The sequence below is a fragment of the Candidatus Symbiopectobacterium endolongispinus genome (assembly GCF_018777385.1).
In the GTDB taxonomy this organism is placed as follows: Bacteria; Pseudomonadota; Gammaproteobacteria; order Enterobacterales; family Enterobacteriaceae; genus Symbiopectobacterium; species Symbiopectobacterium endolongispinus.
Genome location: NZ_JAFJYB010000006.1, coordinates 104,353 through 122,415, shown reverse-complemented (window position 1 = coordinate 122,415; position 18,063 = coordinate 104,353). Strand labels below are relative to the sequence as shown.

Genomic DNA, 18,063 nt, shown 5'->3' with positions numbered 1-18,063 from the left:
GTTTCGCTGGGGATGTTGGTGACCCATTTAATGGTCAAGCGAGTTGGATAAGAGAGAGCCGAAATGACGTTATTGAGCGACCCCTTACTGCTGCTGGCTCTGGTACTGATCATCACCGGTATCCTACTGGGCCGAGCACAACATCAAGCACGCCAGTACAAGCTATTGGAAAACCGCCTGCGTGGTCAGGGCACCGCGTTATCTCCCTGGCTGGAAGCGCTGCTGCGCCAGCTCGCGGTACAGGGCGAGCGACTGGCTGGTTCAGATCGCGATCGCCGCAACCTGCGCCGCATGTTGGATCTGGCGGGTTTACGCCGTCATGAAGCGGTGGGCTGGCTGGTGATGGGCAAATTTATCACCGGTGCGCTGATTGCCGTACTGCTGGTCTGGGGATGGTTACCCGCTGCCGATCGACTCGGCCTGACGGGCGTCGCCACCGGCCTTATCGGCTTTTTTGTCGGCACGCTGTTGCCCGAGTGGTGGCTACGTTGGCGTGCTGCCAATAGGGGCGAAAAGCTGGCGCGCGCGGTACCGGACGCGCTGGATCTGATGGTGGTATGCGCCGAAGCTGGCTTGCCGATCGGACGTGTCCTGCACGTAGTATCGAAAGAGCTGGGCCTTTCTTCACCGGAAATGGCGGATGAACTGCACTACACCGCCGCCGAGTTGCAGATCTTGTCCGATCGTACCTTGGCAATGATGCATCTGGCAGAGCGCACCCGAGTCAGCGAAATCGAAGGTATGGTCGCCACCCTGATTCAAGCGGAACGCTATGGCACCCCGCTCTCTCGGGCACTGCGCACTATTGCCGACAAGAGTCGAAAAACACTGATTTTAGGGTTGGAAGAGAAAGCGGGAAAGCTGCCAGCCCAACTCAGCGTACCGTTGATGACGCTGATCCTGCCACCGATTATCGCCATTATGGCAGCCCCCGCCCTGGTGCGCGTGGTGCGCCTGCTGGTGCAATGAACCACCGATGGAGTCCGTGAAGATGTTTGGTCAGATAACGTTGAGTAACAAAATGGCTTACCGCCGCCGTACCTTCTCATTGACCGTGTTGCTGCTCAGTATGGTGCTGGCCGGTTGTGGCAGTTCAATGGAGATCAAGGGAAACAAAGACGAAGGGCTGCGTCTGGCGCGTTTGCTGCGCGATCAGGGTCGGGTAGAAGCCGCAACCGACGTCTATACGCGTTTAGACAGCCGCAACATGCTGAAAGGCGCGTAGATGCTGGAATACGCCAGCGTTGCCGCACTCCCCACAGCAAACGCTGGAGCTGTACAGCCGTGCACGCCAGGCATTAGGCGGCGACACGGATAAAATGTCCCCCCGAAGAAGCACTCGCTGTCTGTCTCGGTATGGGTCGCGCACAGCTCGCGCTGGGGCGTAACACCATGGCGCAGAAAGATTTCACCTGTGCGCTGAAAGCACAGCCAAACAACACGCTGGCGCTCAATGGCATGGGCGTGATGATGGACAGCGCAGGACAGCACACGCAGGCACGTCAGATGTTCGAAAAAGCCTTGCAGGTAAACCCAGCAGATGTCTCCGCCATCAACAATCTGGCGTTATCCTGGCTTGCCAGCGGCAACCCGGACAAAGCAATTCCGTTGCTGCGCTCACTGGATGACGGCAACACCACCGGCAAACTGAATCTGGCGCTCGCCTATCTCGCCAGCGACCGGGAAGAGGACGCACGCACGACACTCGGTTCCATCGCCCAACCACAGCGCATTTATGCCCTGATTGCCTCGCTGCATCAGCGTTTGCAACAAATGCAGCAGGATAAAACCCGTGGCGAAACGCTGTTGGCCTCCAGCCGCCAACGTCTGCAACTGAGTAACCAGGAATAATGGCACGCATGCGCGATACGCTCCAACATCAAGCCGAGCGCTGGCGCGCCGCGCACGGCGTGGTCGCGACTGAGGTGGCCTTTTTGGTTCCGGTTGCGATGGTCGGCGTGATGATGCTGTTTGAGCTGGCGCGTATCGGGTTGGTGATCGCGGTAGGCAGCGCGGCGCTGGGTAAAGCAGTGCAGAGTTTCCGTCTTGATAATCTCAGCGCTGCCAGCCCGGAACAGATGAGCATGCGCATGAAAACGCGCATGGTGGATTCAGCCTATGGCTACCTCAGCGCGGATAACCTTACCGTTAACGTGCTGCATTTCGAAAACCTGAACCAGTTGGGTGGATTTACCGCCAGCGGTACGGCATCAAACGACACGCAAAACGACGAAGGGAACACCACCACGCTGCCGGTGTGGTCCGTCACGGTGCAGATTGAAAATGCGTTTATCACGCCGCTGCCGGAAGTGTTAACACTGGGCACCACCTTCCGCTACCAGTACAAGCACGTGTTCGGCACGGAGTTACGCAATGACAATAACTAAGACACTATTGCGCTACCTGAAACGATTTCGTCGCTCATGCCGTGGGGTCGCCGCCGTGGAAACCGCGCTGGCGTTTCCGATTGTTCTGGCAATTGGTTCGCTCTGTGCCGACATGTACAGCGTTGGTCTGGAGCGCTCTCGTATGGAGCAGCGTGCAGGTGCCATCTTCTCAATACTGGCGATGCAGCAAGATCTGACGGAAACCGGGTTGCAGGGGTTACTGGATACAGTACTGCCCAATCAGGGATTAGGGAATTATAAGCTACTGATCAGCAACGTGCGTCAAACCGGCGATCTCTATTGGCAACTGAGTCGCGGCACGGCGAAAGGGCTGTGCGTAGGCAGTGAGACTCAACCCAATACGCCCTATCTGCCAGACCTGCCCGAGCGCGATGCCAAAGAGGGCAACAAGAATACCTCCATGCTGGTGGTGGAGATTTGTCGCCAAGGCAAAGACGTCGCACTGCTGGGCGGCATGTCATTAGGTGGTTTGTTACACGCAACGGCAATCAATCGGGTTGCCATCGGCGTCGTGGATTTAGATGAAACCCTGAGCAAAGAAGCTGGGTTGGATAACGATAAAACATAACGACGCGTGACGGGCGAAAAGACCCACCATAACCACGCGCACCGATACAGAGCCATGTCGTATTTTTTCCCGCTTATTCGGGCGGGATAGCTATGCAGTAAATTTGGTCATTCAGGATAATAACAGATAAAAAAGCGATTAAAAACAGTGAACTGAAAAAAGACAGCCATCGCGCCCGCCCCTTTTGGCGCGCCGCGCTGTCCGCTTTTATTCATCAGGAAACCGGTGCAGGCACGGCGTTCTACGTGCTCGGTACTATGGCACTGCTGGTCAGCGCGGCCTTCATTGTCGATACCTCAACGGCCACTGGCGATGCCACGCAGATCAAGCGCGCAACAGACGCCGCCGCACTGTCTGTCGCGCATCAGGCCACGATCAACGGCGACGAGTATGACCCAGAACAAATTAAAGAACTGGCTTATCAATACGTCAAAAACAACCTCGGGTTAAACAACGCACTCGACAATAAACTCACCCGTGAAGACGTCACCGTCACGGAAGGGCGCAAAAACAACACGCGTAAAACGTACACCGTCGAAGCCAGCTTCAACACCCAGCCCAGCTTGTTAAAACTGGGTACCCGGAAACAGGCGGTTTACTCCACGGCAGAAGTGATCAACCGCCCAACGGAAATTGCGATGGTGCTGCCCGTCATTAACGGTATGAGCACGCGCGATCTTGCTGCGCTAAAGCGACTGAGTAAGGATTTTGCCAAGCGCATGTTGGACAGCGCATACGGCAAACGTGACAACCTGTGGATCTCGCTGGTGCCGTTCAGCCAGGCGGTGAATGTCTACGACGCACAGGATGCCAACCGTATTCGCCGTTGGGCCAGACCGGGAGCGCTGAACCCGATAGAGCTTAGCTCGCTGTTTCGTACCGGTTACGCCAGCCTGGCCGATCGCCGTATTCCCGATAGACGCGCCAATCTGTTGTGCATGTATCGCGGGCTGGAAGAAGAGAATTTTTTCTGGGATGAGCCCTCGGTGGCGCAATTCAGGGTGTATTACCGCGCCGACTTGCCACAAAACGGCAGTCCCGGTGCGGAGCCTATCTCATGGGTTGGCCCTAATCCTTTCTTTGGTCAAGCCACAGGGGTTAACGACACCCGTTGTATGGTTGCAGATAAAGGTTGCCCCAATGCCGCTTTGTTGCCGCTCACCAACGATCTGAACAAGGTGGACGAACGCGTCGATCAATTCTCAATCCGTTTTAACGTCAACTACGTCATTGCGATGTCATGGGCGGGTGCTGCGCTATCGCCCAACATGCGCGGCAGCGAAGGCTGGGGCGACGCGAAATTGCCGTTGGATTTCAATGTCGACGGCAGCGGTGACGGTCAAAAAGTGGTCATTATTCTGGCGGATACCTATTCCGATCCGGAAGGTACGAGCGGGCACGGCCAGTTCGACACCGACAGCTACAACTTCAATCCCGGCCAATTCGCCGGAGAAACAGGCAGCGATGGCTCACGTGAGTTCGCAAAACGCCGCTTTGAAGACCTGTGTACCAGCTTTCGTGCACGCAATATCAAATTCTATTTCGTCGGTGTCCGGCCAGGGTACCCTGATAACTACGGTCAGAATCTGTTTGATGACATTGCCACCCCCGGGTTGTTGATCTGCACCGAAGGCGATAAACGCATGGGTTTTATCGACGGTCGAGGGTTTGGTGCAGCGGAAGACCCGCTGGCAGCACGTCTGGAACGTATCGCCAGCCAGATCGAAACGGAAGGCGTCCATGTGCGCCTGATTGAATAACCATCTGACTTTAAAAGAAATGATGTGATTCATCCTTCAACGTTGGCACGTTAATTTTGACACCTTAACTACAGGACATGACACCATGACATTTTCCCGTTCCAAAGCCGGTAATACACCTGCGCGCCCACCCCGTCAGGCATTTGTGTTGGAACCGCGCATGATGTTCGACGCCGACGCCGACGCCGTCGCCACCGCTGATGCCGTCGCGGCTCAGGTTATCGCACCGACCGACAGCGCACCGGGTGTAGATGCCACCCCCGCCCACGGTACGGTAACCATCAACGAGGGAGAGACAGGCTTTGCCGCCGTGGATCTGTTCAGTAAGGTGACCGTGTCCACTGACACCGGTACGGATAGCAGCGGCAAGGAATTGACCGAGTTAGTGATCACCGTCGATCGCGCCGGTGCCAATCAAGTGCTGATGATAGATGGTAGTGAAATTGCCCTGAAACCCACCACCACCGGGAGCGATTCGACCCTCGACAACGGTTACAGTTATAAGGTCACCGTCAGCGGTAACACCACCACCATCACGCTGAGTATTGCCTCGTCAGAGGCTTATCAACCCGCGGATGTCGCCACACTGATCGACGGCATTGCTTATAAACCGCTGGACAGCACCGTGGCAAGTGGTGATGTCACCGTTACCTTGAAAAGTCTGCGCGATCAGGACGCTACCGCTACGCTGGATATTCACGCCACCGTGACAGTAGACAACAAGATTAACGTGCCGCCCGCGCTTTCCGGCAGCATATTACAGGAAGCGGAGGCCTTTACCGCAGGCACACTAGCGAAAGCGAAGGAAATTGCCTATTCCGCAGATGGCAGCCACGTGTACACCGCTGGCTCCGACAACACCATCACCGTTTTCTCCGTCGACAGCACCTGGCGCTTAACCCAACAGCAGAGCCTGGTGGTTGAAGACCTCGGCACCGTTAATCATCTGGTGGTCAGTGCCGATGGCAAATCGGTCTACACCATTGCCGGTAACGGTAACCTGATTCAACTGAGCGTTAACGACGGCGAGCTGGCGTATGTCAGCACCACCAAGATGTAAGGCGGCGGCTCAACCGGCGGGCTGGCGATTTCGGATGACGGCAAGCAAGTCTATGTCGATGCCAGCAGCAATTCCGGACGTGAGGTGTATGTCTACAACCGCGATGCCGACGGAGCATTAACTCAGGTGCAAAAACTGGACGCCCATCGGAATGGCATGATTGCCACCTCCGGTGACTATGTCTATGTGATTCACAGCGGCGCCTCGTTCATCGCTCCTCACGAGATCAAGGTATATCAGCGTAATGCAACGACTGGCACATTGACTCTGATCGATGACCTCATTCTCACTAAAACAGGGCAAAGCGCCGTCGACTACGCGCTGACCACTTCCAACGACGGCACTCAGCTTTACGCCGCGACCACGACGGGCACCTTGAATGTTTACGCTGTGGGTGAAAATGGCAGCCTGACGCTCACCGGCAGCAGCACCGGCACTACCAACGGCGGTGACATCGCCGTCTCTGCCGATGGCAACTCCATTCTAATTTCTGGCAACGGTATCAGCCGCTACTAGCCCATCCAAACGCTGTTGCGCGGTGGAGAAATTACGCAGGCGCACGGCTTGATGCTGTCTGATGCCAACAATGACCGTCTGGCAGACGGCAATGGGGATTATAACGGCACCACGTTAACGCTTTCCCGCGCAGCCGACGACCAGTTAGGCTTTGCGCAAGGCAGTGACCTGCAACTGATCGACGGGCAAGTGATGAAAGGCGATACCGCTATCGCCACCTTCAGCCAAAGTGCAGGCACGCTCACCATCACCTTCCTGGCGGGTGCCAGTAAAGCCGATGCCAATGCGGTATTGCATCAGATCACCTACAGCAACACCGGTGCCGATACCAATGGCACGCTGGTGAAACTGGCCCTGCGCGCCAATGACGGCAAGGCAGACAGCCAAACGGTCACATTGGATGTGCTGATCACCAACAATACCGCCCCAACGCTCGATGCCACCACCATTGGCAACAAGACCTATGATACCCATGGCACGGTGGTCAATCCGTTTAGCAATACCACGATCAGCGCCGGTGATATAGGTCAGTCAATTATCGAACTGACGTTGACCATTGAGGGCGTAGACAACACTGCGAATGAATTTATTGTTATCGCTGGCACGCGCATCGATTTGGCGAGCGACGGCAGCGGTCAGGCAGGTGACTATCACTACACATACACCCGTAACTACGAAACAGGCACACTGACGATCAGCCATGAAGTGGGCGTAACCGCCGCTGCGGCACAAACGCTGGTCAACGGTATTGCCTACGTGAACGACACCGAACAGGCTACCACAGGCACACACACCATCACGCTGACCAGTCTGCGTGACAACGGTGGCACCGAAGGTGAAGGTAACGACACTGGCGATCTGGCAATCAGCGCCACCATCGCGTTGGCGATAAACAATGCGCCTGGTTGGCAAAACACCATCACCAACCCCGATGCCACGCTCTATTACAATAATGGCACGCTGAGCGGATACGGTGAATACGTCACGGCGATCGCTGTGTCGGAGGATGGCAAAACGCTGTTGGTCAGCGGCAGCGATGGAGCCAATGCGGGTGGTAACAGTACGCTGCGCATCTACAGCCGTGACAGCACGACCGGTGAATTAACCCTGGTGCAAACCTTTATTCAGGGTGAGGGCGACAACCCGGATACAGCAGCCATGGAAGCCAACGGCCTCGGTGGCATCACCACAATGACGATGCATGGCAACGATTTGTACGTCGCCGGTCACAGCGGCGATGCGACAACGTACTAACTGGTGCTTTTCAGCTACGATGCCACCACTGGCCAATATACTTACGCGGGTATAGTAGCCACTCAAGGTGTCGATGGTGCGACAGGGCTGGATGCACAGATCACCGAAATCGTGATTTCAGCGGATGGTACATAGCTCTATACCATCAACGGCCTGACGACGGTGGATGGCACGACCGGCAAATCGGTGTTGGCCCAATTCTCTCGCGACCTGAATACGGGTGCCCTCACCTATTTAGGCGAGTATCAAGGGGGTTCCGCAGCGCTCGGCATGAATGCGCCAAGCGGTATGGTTATCTCGGGAGATGGCAAATCGGATTTGGCTAATTTGCAAGACATTACCCTATCCCCCGACGGTAATTTTGTTTATGTCGGTTCCGGGCAGCAGGCCACGCTGTCAATTTTCAGCCGCAACGCCAGCGATGGCAGTTTGACCTATGTCGGCACGCTGGACCTCTATAACAAGGGCTACACTCCCAGCAATGCGCTTTCCGTGCGCGAACTGGTTATCTCTCAAGACGGCACAGCACTTTATGCTGGCATGAACGGCGGCTCAGTACTGGTGTTCAGTCGCGATACCGTTACCGGTGCGCTGACGTTTGTCAGCGCCCTCGATACTGGCTCACGAACCAACCACATTGCGGTCAGTGCGGATGGACTCAATCTCTACAGTGGACGCAGTTCCGGCGGCACCGGGTTGGCGATCGTTTCTGCTTTGCCGAATGCGACTTACACCACCAATGGCTCAACGCGCTTCGCTGAAGGATTACACTTCTCTGATGTCGATGCGGATCAAACCACGGATTACAAAGGCACGACGCTGACCCTCAATCGCGCCAGCAGTGCCTCGGCAGACGATCAATTCGGTTTTAAGAATGGTTCCGGGTTGCGTCTGGAAAACGGCACCATCATGAAGGGCAAGACAACCATTGCCACCTTCGCGACGCAGGATGGCGTACTGACCATCACCTTTAGCGCTAATGTGGACAACGCCACCGCCAATCAGGTATTGCAGCAGGTCACGTACCTTAACACTGGCACCGAAGCGCCAGCGCGGGTCGATCTGTTCGATAATGTGGATGTGCGGCTTGGCAACGCAGGCGCTGCGCTCTCTGAACTGACCTTCACGATCAACCGTTCCGGCACCCATGAAACACTGGTGATTGATGGCACGTCCATCTCGTTGACCGGCAGCTAGGGGGGGACCGCGCAAGGCCATCACTATAAGGTAACGGTTAACGATGGCACCACTACCATCACACTCGCACTGAAGGGTGACAACAACACGACAGATGCAGTAAACACCCTGATCGACACGCTCCAATATCAGGTTACCGGCAGCGATGTCGCAGAGGGCGCTGTCACCGTCACGCTGACACAACTGGTTGATGCCGAAGACAATACCACCACACTCGATATCCACAGCACCGTTGCCGTGCTCGACACACGTTTGACGCCACATCTGGGGGCCGAAACCGGCGCACTCGATTATGACAGTCTGTTCGATGTAAAAGACGAGCAAGGCAACTCGATCTTTACCGGCGTTCAGGGGATCACGGTGGTGGGGGATAAAATCTACCTGGTTCGCACACACAGCGATTGGGTTTATGACGAAACAACAGGCACCGGACAGGACGTTGAGTCCAACGTTCTGTATCTGGTCGAGCGTGATACCGACGGCGCGCTTTACATGACAAAAAGCACTGACATCACCGGATTGACGGGCGCGACACAAGTACGCGTTTCCAACGATGGCAACAGCCTGTATGTCATTGGTGCGGATAATATCGCGCTATTCGATGCCAGCGATCTGCATGAAATTGGCAACGTTGGCAGCGATCTCGGCATGGTACGCGATGTGTTGGCACAGGGCGATAAAGTCTACGTCACCAGTGGCGATAGCCTGCTGGTGTTTACCCGCAGCGGAGAGACGTTGACGCTGACAACAACGCTCAGCGATGCGGGAGACACCGGCCTGCAACTCGACGGGGCCAATGCCCTGACCCTGTCACCCGATGGCAAAACGCTGTTTGTCGCAACGTCCGGCGGCGATACGGTGGTAAGCCGATTCAGCGTGGGCGACGATGGCACCCTGACCTATCAACAAGTTATCGCCGGATCGACGGCCAGTGAAGAGGGTTACTACGCGTCTGCCATCACGGTTTCACCAGACGGAAAATCACTGTATGTGGTGGATAACAACACCTCACTGCATATCTTTGCGGTAGCACAAGATGGCACGCTCACCGCAACATCTACCTTGCCGATTGGCGAAGATGCCACCAGTGTCAAGCAGGTGCTGGTCTCCCCCGATGGTACCTCCGTGGTGATCACTGGGGAACTGGGTCGTAGCGAAAATTACAACACCTACGGCGTCATTCTCTATGCGCGCGCTACCGATGGTAGCCTGACACAGCTTCAGGCAGTAGAAGGTTTTGGCGATATAGCTAACTACAATGGCACAACGTTAAACGAGGTGCGCTACGCATCATTCAGTGCCTATGGCAAGCAGCTGTACCTTACGGGAACCCTGAATTACGATACGCCGGAAGGGTCATCATCCTCGATCTCATTCCCGCCAGCGCGCCCTTTACGGAAAGAAGCGATGCCGTCGCCCTGCTCCCCGGAGGGGCGTTGTCTGCCCCTGTCAACGATGAAAGCAGCTATCAAGGTGCCACGCTGGTGATTGAACGCACCGGCGGCGCACAGGTTGGCGATCGGTTAGGGCTTTCCGCCGGCAGCGGCCTGACCCTGGCAGAAGATGGCAAAATATCTCTGGGAGACAAGGCCATCGCCAATGCCACGACAGATGCCAATGGCAAACTGGCCCTCACTTTCCTGGCAGGCGTCACGCAAGCTGAAGCACAGCAGGTGCTGCGAGCTATTACTTATCAGTCCACCAGTAACGACCAGACGGCTGCGGGCACTGAGGCCACTTTCCGTATCAACTTCAATGACGGGCAAAATCATACGGCAGAGTTCACTACCGTGGTGAATCTCGTCGGCATTAACGATCCGGCAGTGGTCAGCACAGAGCTAGTGAACTCAACCTACGTACCGGGCAACGGTGCGATCACACTGTTCAAGAATACGATCATTGACACCATTGAAACTGGCCAAAAAATCCATCGGGTAGAGATTTCCGTTTCCCCAGCCAGTGTAGGTGATGTGCTGCATGTAGAGGGTGGGGAGATCTTGCTCGACAAGACCATCGACTATCAGGCTTTTGTTGGTGAAAGCGGGATGGAATACCGCGTCAGTGTCAGCAAAGGCGTTGCCACCGTGACGCTGTATGTTGCGCGTGACGTAGCCAGAACCGCACAGTTGATCGATGGTATCACCTATAGCCACAACGACGCAGACGCTACGGGTAGCCGCACGGTGGGCCTGACCGTTTATGAGGAGGGGGACTGGCGGCAGGATCTTAAGACTGAATTCAGCGAAAAAACCGTCATCACCTTCAAAGGAAGTGACGTCCCCGAAAACAGTGCCCCCGTCTACAACGATAACGCCGGACTGAATCTGGGCACACTGCAAGCGGGCAGCGCGTATCACTACACCTTGCCGGAAAACCTGCTTACCGATGCCGATAACGACACGCTGACCTGGAGTGTCAGCGGCTTGCCGGACGGGCTGAGCTTTGATGCGCAAACCCGCACGATTTCAGGTACGCCTACGGCGTCCAGTGAGTTTACCGTGACCATCACCGCCAGCGATGGCAACGCGCAAGCCACACATTCGGTCAATGTAAGCGTCGCGCAAGCCCCTGTGGCGCCGCAACCAGAAACGCCAGATAGCACAACCCCTGCCCCGGTGATTCTGACAACCTCATCAGCAAACGTACCTGATGTGTTGAAGGAACGGGAGCAGGAACAGCCCTTAAGCACGATCATAGCGGCACTGTCTCAAACGCCTTCACCGACAGCAGCACACACTCTATTACCGGCAGAATTTGCGGCAGCGCAGCCTTACTCGGCAGCAGAACGCACCGCCGCGCCGTGGGTGCTCGACCCTGTGATGCAAACGCTACTCCCGTCGCTGGAAACGGTGAATTTTGCCACGCGCGGCAACCCGGTTCAGCATGACAACACGCCGGGACGAGTGACGGATTCATCGCTGTTCCAGCGCGTACCCGGTCAAACATCTTCATTGGAATCGGCCTACAGCAGCCTACAGGGATCGTTGCAGCTCGCCAATGGTCGCCCTCTGCCCGCCTGGATTCAGTTTGATGCCCGCAACGGTCAGCTACGCATCACCGATCCTGACGCCGTGCAGGTAAACCAGATCCAGTTGGCGCTGACCGCGCAGGCGGCCGACGGCGCACGTCGCACGATACCTGTCACGTTGCAAACCGGACACGAGACATCGACAAACCAGCCAACGGATCGCGGTGCTTCCACCGCTCTGCCGCCGTTAGCGGCCGAAAGCGTGCAGGACAGTCGCATTGAAATCGCATTGCCCACGGGAAAAACCGCGTTTAGCGAGCAGTTTAGCGCACCGCGCGCCGGGCAGGATGCACTGCTGGCCGCACTGAGTGAATTGAGCCGTCTGCGCGCGTGACAGGTGCGGGACATATTGCAGCATTTAACCATACGTTCAGTCGGTTGCGAGCCGTTTAGCCCACAGCCGACAGAGAATAAACCCATTACAAGAGGGAATAACCAGGTGAATCAGCACACAGCCACTTTCTGGGATAGCCAGCAACACCACCATCAGCCTGTCACTACCGTGCCGCAACGGCTTTCTGGCACCAAAGCACTGCGTATCGCCGTCGCCCTTGCCTGTATCGGGCTGGCGGGCTGCGCCGTCAAACCGGAACCGATCACCACCGAACAGCAGGTGGCACAGGCATTGAGCGACAGAACGCAGATGTTCGCCAATCAGGAGCCGGTACGTGGCACCATTACGCTGGAAGAAGCCATTGCGCGTGCGTTGAAATACAACCTGCAACAGCGCGTGACGCTGCTCGAGCAGGCCATGGAAGATAACCTGCTCGGCGTTCATAATCTGGATATGCTGCTGCCTAAACTGACCGCACGTGCCGGGATGCAAACCCGCGACAGCGTTGCGGCTTCCAGCAGCAAATCGATCTCCAGCGGGCGTGAATCACTGGAACCCTCCACCAGTCAGGATCAAACCACGCGCACCGCCGATCTCTCGTTAAGTTGGAACGTGTTGGATTTCGGTATCAGCTACTTTAACGCCAAGGTGCAGGCCAACAAATCACTGGCAGCAGAAGAGCGTCGCCGTCGTGTGGTGGCAGATATCACCCGGCAGGTGCGCACAGCCTACTGGGAAGCCGCCACCGCCCAGCGTTTACAACCGGAAGTCACCACCGCGCTGACGCAAGCTCGTCAGACGCTGGACTATGCGCGTCAGACCGAACAACAACGGCTGTTGGCACCGGTGGAAGCGCTGCGCTTCCAGAAAAACATGCTGGAGATGGTGCGCCAGCTAGAGATCGTCGACAGCGATCTGGTGGTGGCGAAATCGCGTCTGGCTGCGCTGATGAACCTGCCGCCCTCCAGCAAGTTTGACGTTGTGGTGCCGAGTGAAAGCAGTCTGGTGGCACCGAAGATCGTCTATTCACTCGACGATCTGGAAAACTTCTCCATGGTAAAACGCCCCGAGGTGCGCGAAGAGGGCTATCTGGCGCGTAACAGCGTGCTGGAAACCCGTAAATCGCTGCTGCGCCTGCTGCCGGGCGTCTCGCTGTTTGCCGGTGTGAACAGTGACAGCAATAGCTATCTGGTGAATCAGCAATGGGCCAGTGCCGGGGTTCAGGTCAGCGGAAATCTGCTTAACGTGTTGTCCTAGTCGTCGGTAAAACGTGCCGGTGAAACCAATGAAGATCTGGCAGAAGTACGCCGTCAGGCATTGCGTATGGCGGTGCTGACACAGGTGAACGTAGCCTGGCAGGAATACCAACAAAGCACACGCATGTTTGGGCGTTATCAGGAACTGGCACGCATCCAGCGCGGCATCCTGAATCAGACGGCACTGAGCGTACAGCACCGGGCCGAAACGCATATGGAGCAGGTGCGGGTCAGCACCGAAACCATTCTCACTACGCGCGCACGCGATCGCAGCTTTGCCGACGTACAAAACGCGCTGGGTGCGGTCTACCAAGCGGCGGGGCTGGACGTGCTGCCGGATAACGTCAACGATGTCAGCCTGGCCGCATTGAGCAGTAGCATCGCCCGCACCACAGGCACGCTGGAAAAAGGTGGTGTCGCCGTGCCGCGCCTGTCGCTGGCAGCGGCTGCGCCTGTGGCACCTGTCGTCGCGCCATCTGTTGCAACATTACCCACCACGGCCTCCGTGGTAGCCCACATCCCCGCAACAGCATCAGCCGCAGCCAAACCGTATCGCGTGGTCAACACTGATATGTGGGATAACCTGCAATCCCTTCAGGCGGGAGGCACACGGTAATGATGAGCAGCATGATGCGACCGCTGCTGCTGGCAAGCACGCTGGCTCTGCCCCTGTGGTGGCAGGCCGCGCAGGGGGACATTCGCGTTCAGCTCAGTGCACAGCGCTATAGCGTGCTATCGAGCGAAATTGCCGGTAAAATCACCGATATCACCGTGAAAGAAGGCGAACACTTTAAGCAGGGAGATATCCTGCTGACCTTCGACTGCACGGTGCTGCGTGAGAAATTAAACTACTCCAGCGCGGCAGAAAACGCCGCGCGTAAAAAGCTGGCTATCGCCGACCGTCTCGACAAGCTCAACGCCATCAGCCTGTCAGAGGTGGATCAAGCGCGCTCCACAGTCACCATGGCACAGGCGGAAAGCGGCGTGAATCGCGCCATGTTGCAACGTTGCGCCATCAAAGCGCCCTTCTCTGGGCGCGTCACCGAAACCAAGGTCAAACGCTGGGAGTCCGTGCCGGAAGGCAAGGAGCTACTGGCTATCTATGACGACAGCGCCTTTGAACTGGAGATGATCGTGCCTTCTCGCTGGCTGGTGTGGCTGAAACAAGGCAGTCCATTTCAGGTAACGCTGGATGAAACTGGATTAACCTACCCGGCGGAGATTAGTCGTATCTCCTCCTCGGTGGAACCGGTGAGTCAGTCAGTGAAAATGTTTGGACGTTTGGCCCAGCCGAGCGCTGGTTTACTGCCGGGCATGAGTGGTGTCGCGCAGATAGCGTCGCCAGATGGCATCACTCCATGATCAGTCCGGCCGCCGCGTCGGCGGCGCATACTGAGCAAGGCCCACAGCTCAGGCTATTGTCCGAATTGCTGCAACTGCAACGGCGCGCTCGTGCGCGTGAAACGGCTGATGAATTGGCGTTTTTCATCGTCAATGAAACCCATTCGCTGGTGAAATATCGTCAGGCGTTGTTGTGGAGCAATGACCGGCAACGGTTACAGGCGGTCTCGGGATTGGCATCGCTCGATCACAATGCGCCTTTTAGCAGCACCTTTAGCCGGTGGTGCCGTCAGTGGCAGGCAGAACAGCGTCAGAGCAGCACGCTACGCTGTCAGGATCTGCCGTTTGAGGATCAGGCGTTGTGGCATGAGCATCTGCCAGAACACCTGTTGTGGCTGCTATTGCGAACGGCACAGGGTGAAACCGCACTGGCGCTGATTCTGGCGCGCTAAACGCCGTGACTGGCACCAGAAATCCTGTTGCTGGACACGCTGGCAGAACCTTACGCCCACGCCTGGTCCAGCTTGCATAAACAGCGCCGTCCCACGCCGACACACCCGAAAAAACGCCGCATGATGCTGTTTGGCACCGTAGCATTGGCGTTAATCATGCTGATCCCGGTGCGCCAGTCCGTGCTGGCCCCGGCAGAGATTGTGGCGCATCAACCGGTGATGGTGCGTGCGCCTGTCGCTGGGGTGGTAGACGATATTCTGGTGCGCCCCAATCAGCCTATTCGCGCCAATCAGCCTCTGGCGCGGCTGGATGCACGTGAACTGGAAAACCGACTGGAAGCCGCGCGCCAGAAGTTTGCCACCGCCGATGCCCAGTACCGTCAGGCACAACAACAGGCGCTGTTTGATGCCAACAGCAAGGCCAGTCTGGCGGTTCTGCAAAGCCGCCGTGAGCAGGCACAAAGCGAACGAGACTTTCTCCTGCGCCAACTGGAACGTATGCAGTTGACCTCACCGCGCGACGGCGTGGCGGTGTTTGACGATGCCAGTGAATGGATTAGCCGTTCAGTGGCTGTCGGCGAGCGGATCATGATGGTCGCCGACCCGAAAGACGTGGGGCTGGAGATCCAACTGCCTGCGGCGGATGCAATTGCACCGGAAACCGCGCAGATGTGCGACTATTCCTGAACGTCGCCCCCAATGCCGCTCAGGAGGCGCAACTGACGCAAATAGGTTATCGTGCGGCGCTCACACCGGATAACGTAATGGCCTACCGCCTGCGCGCCAGCTTCACTGAGGACGATGCACAACGGCGCGTCGGGCTAAAAGGCACGGCCAAGCTGTACGGTAAGCGCACGCTGCTGGTCGCTTACCTGCTGCGTAAACCGCTGGCGACGCTGCGCGTTTGGCTGGGGGTCTGATGCTGCCGGGAACCCCTTCGGCTTCGGCGCTCAGCCAGTTACGGGATGAGCTGATTTTGCATAAAGGCCCAGCGAACCGCGATGGTTCCCCCAGTTGGACGTTGGGAGATCCGCTGCGCCGCCTCTATTTTCGTATCGGTTGGCCCGAGATGGCGATGCTGTCTCGCTGGTCACTGGGTGATGCCGCACGCATTATTACGGATATCCAACAGGAGTCGACGCTGGCACTGGATGAAAGTGATGTGCACTACTTCAACCACTTTCTGCAAACCAACAGTCTGACGCGCGTCAGCGGCGATAAGGCGTTGGCACAATTTTCTCAGCAAGTTCAGCGCTCACGGGTATCACTGTGGCGCATATTATTGAAGAACTATATTTTTTTCCGTATTCCCCTGTGGCACCCGGACCGTTTTCTTAGCGCCACGCTGGCCGGGCTCACGCTGTGCGTTACCAAGATCCTGCACGAATTCGGCCATGCCTACGCCTGTAAACATTTTGGTGCGCGCGTCGCTACCATGGGGGTGGCGTTTCTGGTGATGATGCCAATGCTCTACACCGATACTTCCGGATCGTGGAAACTGACACGTAGGCGTCAACGCATCACCATCGGTGCCGCCGGTATGCTGACCGAACTGGCGCTAGCCGCCTGGGCCACCTTAGCCTGGAGCTTCCTGCCGGATGGCATGCTGCGCAGCGCCGCCTTTATGCTGGCCACCACCACCTGGATCATGACGCTAGCGGTCAACCTGAGCCAGCTGATGCGGTTCGACGGTTACTTTTTGCTGTCGGATGCCTTGCAGGTGCCCAACCTGCAACAGCGCGAATGGCTGTTTGGTCTTGGGGATGCGTCACCCGAGATCTTTCCGCGCTGGTTGCAACGCACGCTGGTTGGCTATGCCTTTACCGTATGGGTTTACCGCCTGTTTCTGTTTACCGGTATCGCGATTCTGGTCTATCACATGACCTTTAAGCTATTGGGCATGCTGTTGTTTGCCGTGGAGATCGGGGTTTTCGTGGTGATGCCAGTCGTCAATGAACTGAGTGCGTGGTGTCAACGCCGCAAGGACTACCGCATGAATCGCAATATGATAACCACCCTGACGCTCAGTATCCTTGTTCTGCTTCTCCTGCTGCTGCCCTGGCAACAAAGCGTTTACGCGCCCGCCTTGCTGCGAGCAGAACAGCAAAGCAGCCTCTATACGTCGTTACCCGCCATGCTCGCCAGTATCGCGGTAAAGACAGGTCAACCGGTTCAGGCCGGGCAAGTGCTGTTTCAGCTATCGTCGGAACCGTTAACCCACGAGCGGCAGCAGTTGGAGCGACAAATCGCTACGTTGGAATGGCAAAGCACATTCCAGTTGTTCAATAAGGAGGCCGCTAGCGATCACCTGCGTGTCAAGCAAGAACGGGATGCCACACAACAGCGTTTGCAGGTGCTGTTACGCCAATCCGAACAGCTAACGGTGCGCGCCCCGATGGATGGCGTGGTGGCAGATATGGCAACACCGCTGTCGGAGGGGGAGTGGCTTGGACAAGGTGAATGGCTGGCAATCGTCACTCAGCCTGTCGGCGGGCTAGTAGAGGCTTTCGTTTCTGAAAAAGAGTGGCAGCGCCTGCGCATCGGTGATCCCGGTACGTTTTACGCTCAGGATGTTAACCATGGGGCGATACCCGTCACCATCGCTGATATTGACAGCACGGCCGCGCGCGATCTGAACAACGTGCCGGAGTTGGCCTCCCTCTACGGCGGAGCAATCGCCACCCTGAGCGATGGACAGCGTAAACTCCATCCGGAACAGGCGGTATATCGTGTCCTACTACAGATTCCGCCTGATTTTCATGCTCCGGGGCAAGTGCTACGCGGTACGGCAGTGATGGAGGGTGAAGCGCAAAGCCTGTTGGTGCGCGGCTGGAAACTCGCATCGGCAGTATTGATTCGCGAGCTCTCCTTTTAAATCATTATTTGGCA

12 protein-coding genes and 3 pseudogenes are annotated in these 18,063 nt (G+C 56.8%); all 15 read left to right on the top strand.

Annotation, left to right across the window (positions count from 1 at the left end; all coding sequences use genetic code 11):
* Positions 1-63 precede the first annotated feature (63 nt).
* Complete coding sequence (locus JZM30_RS20740; RefSeq protein ID WP_252321097.1) at positions 64-969, top strand: type II secretion system F family protein; 906 nt, start codon at positions 64-66, stop codon at positions 967-969.
* 52 nt (positions 970-1,021) lie between these two features.
* Positions 1,022-1,851 (top strand): annotated as a pseudogene (locus JZM30_RS24895) (tetratricopeptide repeat protein).
* A gap of 8 nt (positions 1,852-1,859) precedes the next feature.
* Entirely contained in the window at positions 1,860-2,387 is a 528-nt protein-coding gene (locus tag JZM30_RS20725) for a hypothetical protein (protein WP_252321091.1), read from the top strand.
* Positions 2,374-2,976 (top strand): TadE/TadG family type IV pilus assembly protein, encoded by a 603-nt coding sequence (locus JZM30_RS20720; RefSeq protein WP_252321089.1) that lies wholly within the window; start codon positions 2,374-2,376, stop codon positions 2,974-2,976. Before JZM30_RS20725 ends, JZM30_RS20720 begins: the two co-directional genes overlap by 14 nt.
* 101 nt (positions 2,977-3,077) lie before the next feature.
* Complete coding sequence (locus JZM30_RS20715; protein WP_368858849.1) at positions 3,078-4,736, top strand: Tad domain-containing protein; 1,659 nt, start codon at positions 3,078-3,080, stop codon at positions 4,734-4,736.
* 85 nt (positions 4,737-4,821) lie between these two features.
* Positions 4,822-5,796, top strand: a complete 975-nt coding sequence (locus tag JZM30_RS20710) for a WD40 repeat domain-containing protein (protein WP_252321085.1) — start codon at positions 4,822-4,824, stop codon at positions 5,794-5,796.
* Positions 5,797-5,880: 84 nt separating this feature from the next.
* Entirely contained in the window at positions 5,881-6,312 is a 432-nt protein-coding gene (locus JZM30_RS20705; protein ID WP_252321083.1) for a lactonase family protein, read from the top strand.
* A 48-nt stretch (positions 6,313-6,360) separates the two neighbouring features.
* Positions 6,361-7,566: an autotransporter outer membrane beta-barrel domain-containing protein gene (locus JZM30_RS20700; RefSeq protein WP_252321081.1), complete on the top strand. Its 1,206-nt coding sequence runs from the start codon at positions 6,361-6,363 to the stop codon at positions 7,564-7,566.
* A 162-nt stretch (positions 7,567-7,728) separates the two neighbouring features.
* On the top strand, positions 7,729-8,763 hold the full coding sequence (locus JZM30_RS20695; protein ID WP_252321079.1) for a beta-propeller fold lactonase family protein: 1,035 nt from the start codon (positions 7,729-7,731) through the stop codon (positions 8,761-8,763).
* 237 nt (positions 8,764-9,000) lie between these two features.
* Positions 9,001-10,251 (top strand): lactonase family protein, encoded by a 1,251-nt coding sequence (locus JZM30_RS20690; RefSeq protein ID WP_252321077.1) that lies wholly within the window; start codon positions 9,001-9,003, stop codon positions 10,249-10,251.
* The gene (locus tag JZM30_RS20685) at positions 10,200-12,125 is read left to right on the top strand and encodes a putative Ig domain-containing protein (RefSeq protein WP_252321075.1); all 1,926 of its coding nucleotides are present in this window, start codon (positions 10,200-10,202) and stop codon (positions 12,123-12,125) included. Before JZM30_RS20690 ends, JZM30_RS20685 begins: the two co-directional genes overlap by 52 nt.
* A 105-nt stretch (positions 12,126-12,230) precedes the next feature.
* Positions 12,231-13,997, top strand: a pseudogene (locus tag JZM30_RS20680) (TolC family protein).
* A complete protein-coding gene (locus JZM30_RS20675) occupies positions 13,997-14,743 on the top strand; it encodes an efflux RND transporter periplasmic adaptor subunit (protein ID WP_252321073.1) in 747 nt (248 codons plus the stop codon). The pseudogene JZM30_RS20680 and the gene JZM30_RS20675 overlap by 1 nt, the downstream one beginning before the upstream one ends.
* Positions 14,740-16,094 (top strand): annotated as a pseudogene (locus JZM30_RS20670) (efflux RND transporter periplasmic adaptor subunit). The gene JZM30_RS20675 and the pseudogene JZM30_RS20670 overlap by 4 nt, the downstream one beginning before the upstream one ends.
* Positions 16,094-18,049 (top strand): efflux RND transporter periplasmic adaptor subunit, encoded by a 1,956-nt coding sequence (locus JZM30_RS20665; RefSeq protein WP_252321071.1) that lies wholly within the window; start codon positions 16,094-16,096, stop codon positions 18,047-18,049. The pseudogene JZM30_RS20670 and the gene JZM30_RS20665 overlap by 1 nt, the downstream one beginning before the upstream one ends.
* The last annotated feature ends 14 nt before the right edge of the window (positions 18,050-18,063 follow it).

What these genes read in the sequence shown, in the direction of transcription:
- JZM30_RS20720 (WP_252321089.1), top strand. Translation starts at nt 2,374, where the DNA reads ATGACAATAACTAAGACACTATTGCGCTACCTGAAACGATTTCGTCGC.
- JZM30_RS20740 (WP_252321097.1), top strand. Translation starts at nt 64, where the DNA reads ATGACGTTATTGAGCGACCCCTTACTGCTGCTGGCTCTGGTACTGATC.
- JZM30_RS20665 (WP_252321071.1), top strand. Translation starts at nt 16,094, where the DNA reads ATGCTGCCGGGAACCCCTTCGGCTTCGGCGCTCAGCCAGTTACGGGAT.
- JZM30_RS20710 (WP_252321085.1), top strand. Translation starts at nt 4,822, where the DNA reads ATGACATTTTCCCGTTCCAAAGCCGGTAATACACCTGCGCGCCCACCC.
- JZM30_RS20675 (WP_252321073.1), top strand. Translation starts at nt 13,997, where the DNA reads ATGATGAGCAGCATGATGCGACCGCTGCTGCTGGCAAGCACGCTGGCT.
- JZM30_RS20725 (WP_252321091.1), top strand. Translation starts at nt 1,860, where the DNA reads ATGCGCGATACGCTCCAACATCAAGCCGAGCGCTGGCGCGCCGCGCAC.